At 42.6% G+C, this 4,563-nt stretch carries 9 protein-coding genes; all 9 read left to right on the top strand.

What is annotated here, in order from left to right; translation table 11 throughout:
* Window positions 1–119 precede the first annotated feature (119 nt).
* The 9 genes from BCF53_RS18910 to BCF53_RS18875 all read left to right on the top strand — a co-directional run bounded on the left by BCF53_RS18910 (window position 120) and on the right by BCF53_RS18875 (window position 4,377).
* The gene (locus BCF53_RS18910) at window positions 120–605 is read left to right on the top strand and encodes a GNAT family N-acetyltransferase (RefSeq protein ID WP_132704313.1); all 486 of its coding nucleotides are present in this window, start codon (window positions 120–122) and stop codon (window positions 603–605) included.
* A 113-nt stretch (window positions 606–718) separates the two neighbouring features.
* Entirely contained in the window at window positions 719–1,213 is a 495-nt protein-coding gene (locus BCF53_RS18905; RefSeq protein ID WP_132704311.1) for a GNAT family N-acetyltransferase, read from the top strand.
* A 123-nt stretch (window positions 1,214–1,336) separates the two neighbouring features.
* Window positions 1,337–1,738 carry a YunG family protein gene (locus BCF53_RS18900; protein WP_132704309.1) on the top strand — a complete coding sequence of 134 codons (402 nt, stop codon included), beginning with the start codon at window positions 1,337–1,339 and terminating at the stop codon, window positions 1,736–1,738.
* A 97-nt stretch (window positions 1,739–1,835) separates the two neighbouring features.
* Complete coding sequence (locus tag BCF53_RS18895) at window positions 1,836–2,198, top strand: hypothetical protein (RefSeq protein ID WP_132704307.1); 363 nt, start codon at window positions 1,836–1,838, stop codon at window positions 2,196–2,198.
* Window positions 2,199–2,321: 123 nt separating this feature from the next.
* Window positions 2,322–2,729 carry a GNAT family N-acetyltransferase gene (locus BCF53_RS18890; RefSeq protein WP_132704305.1) on the top strand — a complete coding sequence of 136 codons (408 nt, stop codon included), beginning with the start codon at window positions 2,322–2,324 and terminating at the stop codon, window positions 2,727–2,729.
* Between the two features lie 75 nt (window positions 2,730–2,804).
* Window positions 2,805–3,296 carry a hypothetical protein gene (locus tag BCF53_RS18885; protein WP_132704303.1) on the top strand — a complete coding sequence of 164 codons (492 nt, stop codon included), beginning with the start codon at window positions 2,805–2,807 and terminating at the stop codon, window positions 3,294–3,296.
* A 105-nt stretch (window positions 3,297–3,401) separates the two neighbouring features.
* Entirely contained in the window at window positions 3,402–3,680 is a 279-nt protein-coding gene (locus tag BCF53_RS19490) for a hypothetical protein (RefSeq protein ID WP_243645874.1), read from the top strand.
* Window positions 3,607–3,834 carry a GNAT family N-acetyltransferase gene (locus tag BCF53_RS19485; protein ID WP_243645873.1) on the top strand — a complete coding sequence of 76 codons (228 nt, stop codon included), beginning with the start codon at window positions 3,607–3,609 and terminating at the stop codon, window positions 3,832–3,834. Before BCF53_RS19490 ends, BCF53_RS19485 begins: the two co-directional genes overlap by 74 nt.
* Before the next feature lie 96 nt (window positions 3,835–3,930).
* Window positions 3,931–4,377 (top strand): GNAT family N-acetyltransferase, encoded by a 447-nt coding sequence (locus BCF53_RS18875; RefSeq protein ID WP_132704301.1) that lies wholly within the window; start codon window positions 3,931–3,933, stop codon window positions 4,375–4,377.
* The last annotated feature ends 186 nt before the right edge of the window (window positions 4,378–4,563 follow it).

Genomic DNA, 4,563 nt, shown 5'->3' with positions numbered 1-4,563 from the left:
AATGCCAGTGAATCTGGCAGATTGGTTGGAATGAATAAATTTATGGAAGCTTGTGGGTTAGGCTGCGGAAAGTTGGTTAATCTACAGGCTCGTTATTTGGCATAAGTAAGGAGAGTAGTTTGTCTCTAGTAATAAGAGATGCTCAGATTAAAGATTCATCAGATATTCTGAGGTTTATTAAGGAATTGGCTCGGTACGAGAAGGCTGAGCATGAAGTTACCGCAACAGTTGAAATGATCGAAGATTCAATATTCGGGACGGCCTCAACGGTTAAAGCTGTAATATGTGAAAGAGACGGTAAGTCTGTTGGTTTCGCAGTTTACTTTTTCAATTACTCAACATGGCAAGGAAAGAATGGACTCTATCTAGAAGATCTATTTGTCACTGAAGCGGAGCGAGGCACTGGTGCTGGAAGGCTGCTTTTAAGGCATCTAGCCAGAATAGCAGTTCAAGAAAACTGCGGCCGGTTTGAATGGAATGTACTTGACTGGAATGAACCAGCTATTCGTTTCTACAAGTCAATTGGGGCAGTAGAAAAGAGTGAATGGCGAGGGTATCAGCTTGTTGGTGAAAAACTACTGGCATTGGCGGAATCTGCCAATTAACAAGCCTAGTCACCGGGACAAAATTTCCGCTTCGCTACGATTTTCCCCGTGCTACGGACGTCAATTACAAGGAGCTAGCTATCCAAAGCCAATTCAAGTTAGATGGTTTAACCATGCGCCTACCTGTAGCATCTGATGCAGAACTCATTTATGAGTTATACGCAACTGACTCGGATGTGACTAAGTATCTTGCGTGGAAACCTCATAAAAGTTTGAGCGAGACGAACGAGTTCGTACAGTCTCGTATTCAGGAATGGAAGGATGAAACTCGTTTCACTTGGTGCATTGAGTCCGACTCATCTCAATTAAAAGGTTTAATCAGCTGCAAGCCACAAAGCGAGTCTAGTTATAGCGTTTCGTATGTGGTTGGCAAGCAGTTTTGGGGGCAGGGAATTGGAACTAAAGCAGCAAAGGAGTTGGTTAATTACCTGATTAACCAACCTAGCGTGTATAGGGTAGAAGCATTCTGTGATACCGGCAATATAGGTTCTAGTAAGGTATTGGAGAAGTTGGGCATGGAATTTGAGGGTGTTGCAAAAAGAAGAGCAAATGTTCCTAACCTTAGCATCGAACCTCAAGATTGTCTTCAATACGCACTGACAATGTAATTAACAAGCGCGCCTGGCAGATTGGTTGGAATTAATAAATTTAGGGGAGCTTGTGGGTTGGATTGTGGGGAGTTGGTTAATCTACAGCCTCGTTAGGTAGCCAAGGAGCTGCAAGTGGTAAGTATGAATCCAAGTTTAGATGAAGTATTAAAAGCTCTTCGGGATAGCTGGTCATTAGAAAGTACCGAAGAGCCTGAGAATTGGACGCCATCCAACCCAAGCCGTGGGCAGTGCGGAGTTTCTTCGCTAATAATTAATGATTATTTTGGAGGAAAGTTAGTACTCTGGAAGGTGTATGTAGGTGAAGAGCAAGTGGGCTTTCATTACTCAAACGAGTTACCCGATGGTACGCCAATTGATTCAACTGCCGAGCAATTTTGGGAAAATGAAGAATTGAAAGAGCCTTCGTCATTCGAAAGGCCGAACAGACCACCAAAGAATGGAGCTGACCGCTACTTGATCTTATCAAGTTTGGTTCGCAGTAAATTGGAAAGTAACCGGGTAAAAGCCGAAACCGCGGCCTAACAATCAAAGGTGTGGGGCGAGAAAGAGACCGCGGCTGTACTTTTGGCGCTGTTATATGCCTAGCTAATAGTAATAACTGATAGAAGGAACTTTAGATATGAAAAGAATTTTGTTTTTATTAGGTGTAACAATTTCAGCATTATCCATTGCAGATGAGGCTATCGAGATTGATGTAATGCCTGGATATGAGCTCAGATACAATGACTTGATTAGTATGAAGAACGGAACTTTGCAGCGAGATTTTGACTTTGTCTATCGTGACAAAAAGGATGAGGTATGGGAGTACTATTTAAATGCAGATTTTCTTTATGACTGTAAAGTGACAACTGATTTCGATTACCCGTATTTCGATTGTAAGGTTAAAGAGGCTGGTAAGATTAGACCTAAAGGCTCTGTTTTCAGAGTGTCTGCAAAGAAATCAGGAACCTATGTAATCGCTTCATATTTCTTAAATAAATAACCATGACAACTAAGCAGTCTGGCAGCTTTGTTGACGCGAATTTTGTGCATGGATACGCCGGTTTTGCACGAATTTTTTAACAGCAAAGCAGCCTCTGTTGGCGGCGCTATTTAAAGGAAAGGCATGTACCAACTCAAAGCTGAAATCCCATCTGTTGAGGAATACATTGAAATTAGGCTCGCTGCTGGGCTTTCTAGAAAATCTGAAGAAGCGGCAGCGATCGCATTACCAAACTCAATATATGGCGTAACTGTTTATAGCGGCAATGAAAAGGTTGGCATTGCTCGGATTATCGGAGATGGCGGGTGTTTCTTTGAGGTCACCGATATGGCAGTACTGCCGGAACACCAAAACAAGGGTGTAGGTAGAATAATTATGGAGCATCTCGTTGCATGGTTGAAGGCGAATGCGCCTAAAACAGCATATGTGAGCTTAATAGCGGATCATGGCACACCTGAGTTTTATGCTAAGTTCGGATTTAAGAAAGCTGAAATGCCTAAGTCATCCGGAATGTCGATGCGTATCTTATAGAGCAAATGCGGGTGCTGGAATCGTTCCTAGCACGCGCTGAAAACGTTAAGTTTTTTAGGTAAGGACAGCCTTGATTTGAATTACACATTAAATCTCATGTTTACTTTTTTATTATTAGCCTGCGCTACGGTAAAGGCGGATATTACTGCTAGCGTAATTGTTGTGGATAACGGAAATGAACTCTTTCGAGCTTGGAACTCTAATCCAGCCGAAGGTATTTCTATTTCTCCAGTACAAATAGCAAGTCGAGGTGAGTTTCTTTCAGTCATAGTCCTTTTTTCGGGATGTGCTGCAAATGCTGAAGGCAACTGCAATGTGACCTTGGATATGGTTGTCTTAGATCCTGGTGGCAATATTTACGGAGAGTTTAAAGGTCATGAACTGTGGATAAATAAGCCAGCACCAAATGCTGGCCAGATGCAGCTGGGCGTAGATTACATGGGGATAGTAGTTGAACCGAATGACTTACCAGGAAACTACTCTGTCCTAATTAAAGCGCATGATATGCACACGGGTCAGACAGCTACTTCTAAGACTGCTTTTGAAGTAGAGCCTACAAGTAATTGAAACTTAACAAAAGTAAGCAATCGGAACGGCTTTAAGCCGCTTTCGTTTCACTCAAACAATTAAAACACGTCAGGTGTTACTGGCGTTGGTTGTAAGGGATTAGAAATGGAATTTATAGAAGCTAACCAAGGTGATGGACAAATGTTGGCAGATATTAGAGCTGCAGCAATGAGGCCAAGTTTGGAGGCATTAGGTCGATACGATGAGGTGCGCGTACGAAGTAGATTTCTAGATACCTTTGTTCCTGGCGATACTATCAAATTGGTATCAGGCAATTCGACCTTCGGCTTCTATGTTTTGAGAGATAAGGGTGATCATTTCTATTTGGATCATCTATATATCGCCACTTTTTCAGGGCAGAGAACTAGGAAAGATCATCCTTGAAAGTTTGAAAAAGAAAGCATTAGCCAAATCCTACATAATTCGATTAGGTGCTCTTAAAGGAAGTAAGGCAAATAGATTTTACCAACGTAATGGATTCATTAAGACACACGAGGATGATTTTGATATCTACTATAAATGGGTGCCAGCCAACTAGTAGGTTGAGAACACCGACACTAAATTTTGCCAGTTTTAATGAACGCCCCTAGCTAATTTAGCTGGAGGTATTTTTACCTAGCCTGGAAACAACACCATGCAAGCCACCACCACCGACCTAACCAAAATTATCACCCTAAAATTAGCCATGTTCGAGGCCGCTGGTGTTGCGAACCTTCTGGCCGATAACGCAGCCAGCATCATCTTAGATGATTATCTAAAGATGTATGCCGAAGGCACCGCCACCCATTTTATCGCCCGTGAAGGCGATGAAATAATTGCCATTGCCGGTGCTTTCATAAAGAACGACCTGCCTTACCGTTACTTTAAAAACCCGGTCTATGGGTTCATCGGCGATGTATACACCCGGCCCGATTGCCGGCGGCGCGGCCTGGCTACAAGCCTTACCCACCGGGTGTTGGATTGGTTTCGCGGGCAGGGCATAACCGAGGTTCGGTTGTTGGCTTCTAAAGAAGCTGCACCAATCTATAAAGAGTTGGGTTTCCGCTACAACGATGAGATGGTTTTGGAACTGAATTCTTAATTTTTTGTGTAGTCAGGCACTCATCACAGCAAGGAGATTTCATTGAAAATAACGGTATTGGATGACTATCAGGATGTAGTTAAAACTTTAGGGCAGCTCTGATTTTTAAGTCATTTTGAGTTTCGAACTCATTAGAACTGCCTCTGCTTCATTTTCTCTTTCTAATTGGCCACTTTAGCCATGTTT

It is taken from the genome of Reinekea marinisedimentorum (genome assembly GCF_004341165.1).
Taxonomy (GTDB): domain Bacteria; phylum Pseudomonadota; class Gammaproteobacteria; order Pseudomonadales; family Natronospirillaceae; genus Reinekea; species Reinekea marinisedimentorum.
The sequence above is the reverse complement of the archived record's forward strand: the minus strand, read 5'-3'. Positions and strand labels throughout refer to the sequence as shown.

Bases quoted from the DNA above. Each gene is read 5' to 3' on its own strand.
- BCF53_RS19490 (WP_243645874.1), top strand. From the start codon at position 3,402: ATGGAATTTATAGAAGCTAACCAAGGTGATGGACAAATGTTGGCAGAT.
- BCF53_RS18890 (WP_132704305.1), top strand. From the start codon at position 2,322: ATGTACCAACTCAAAGCTGAAATCCCATCTGTTGAGGAATACATTGAA.
- BCF53_RS18875 (WP_132704301.1), top strand. From the start codon at position 3,931: ATGCAAGCCACCACCACCGACCTAACCAAAATTATCACCCTAAAATTA.
- BCF53_RS18900 (WP_132704309.1), top strand. From the start codon at position 1,337: ATGAATCCAAGTTTAGATGAAGTATTAAAAGCTCTTCGGGATAGCTGG.
- BCF53_RS18895 (WP_132704307.1), top strand. From the start codon at position 1,836: ATGAAAAGAATTTTGTTTTTATTAGGTGTAACAATTTCAGCATTATCC.
- BCF53_RS18905 (WP_132704311.1), top strand. From the start codon at position 719: ATGCGCCTACCTGTAGCATCTGATGCAGAACTCATTTATGAGTTATAC.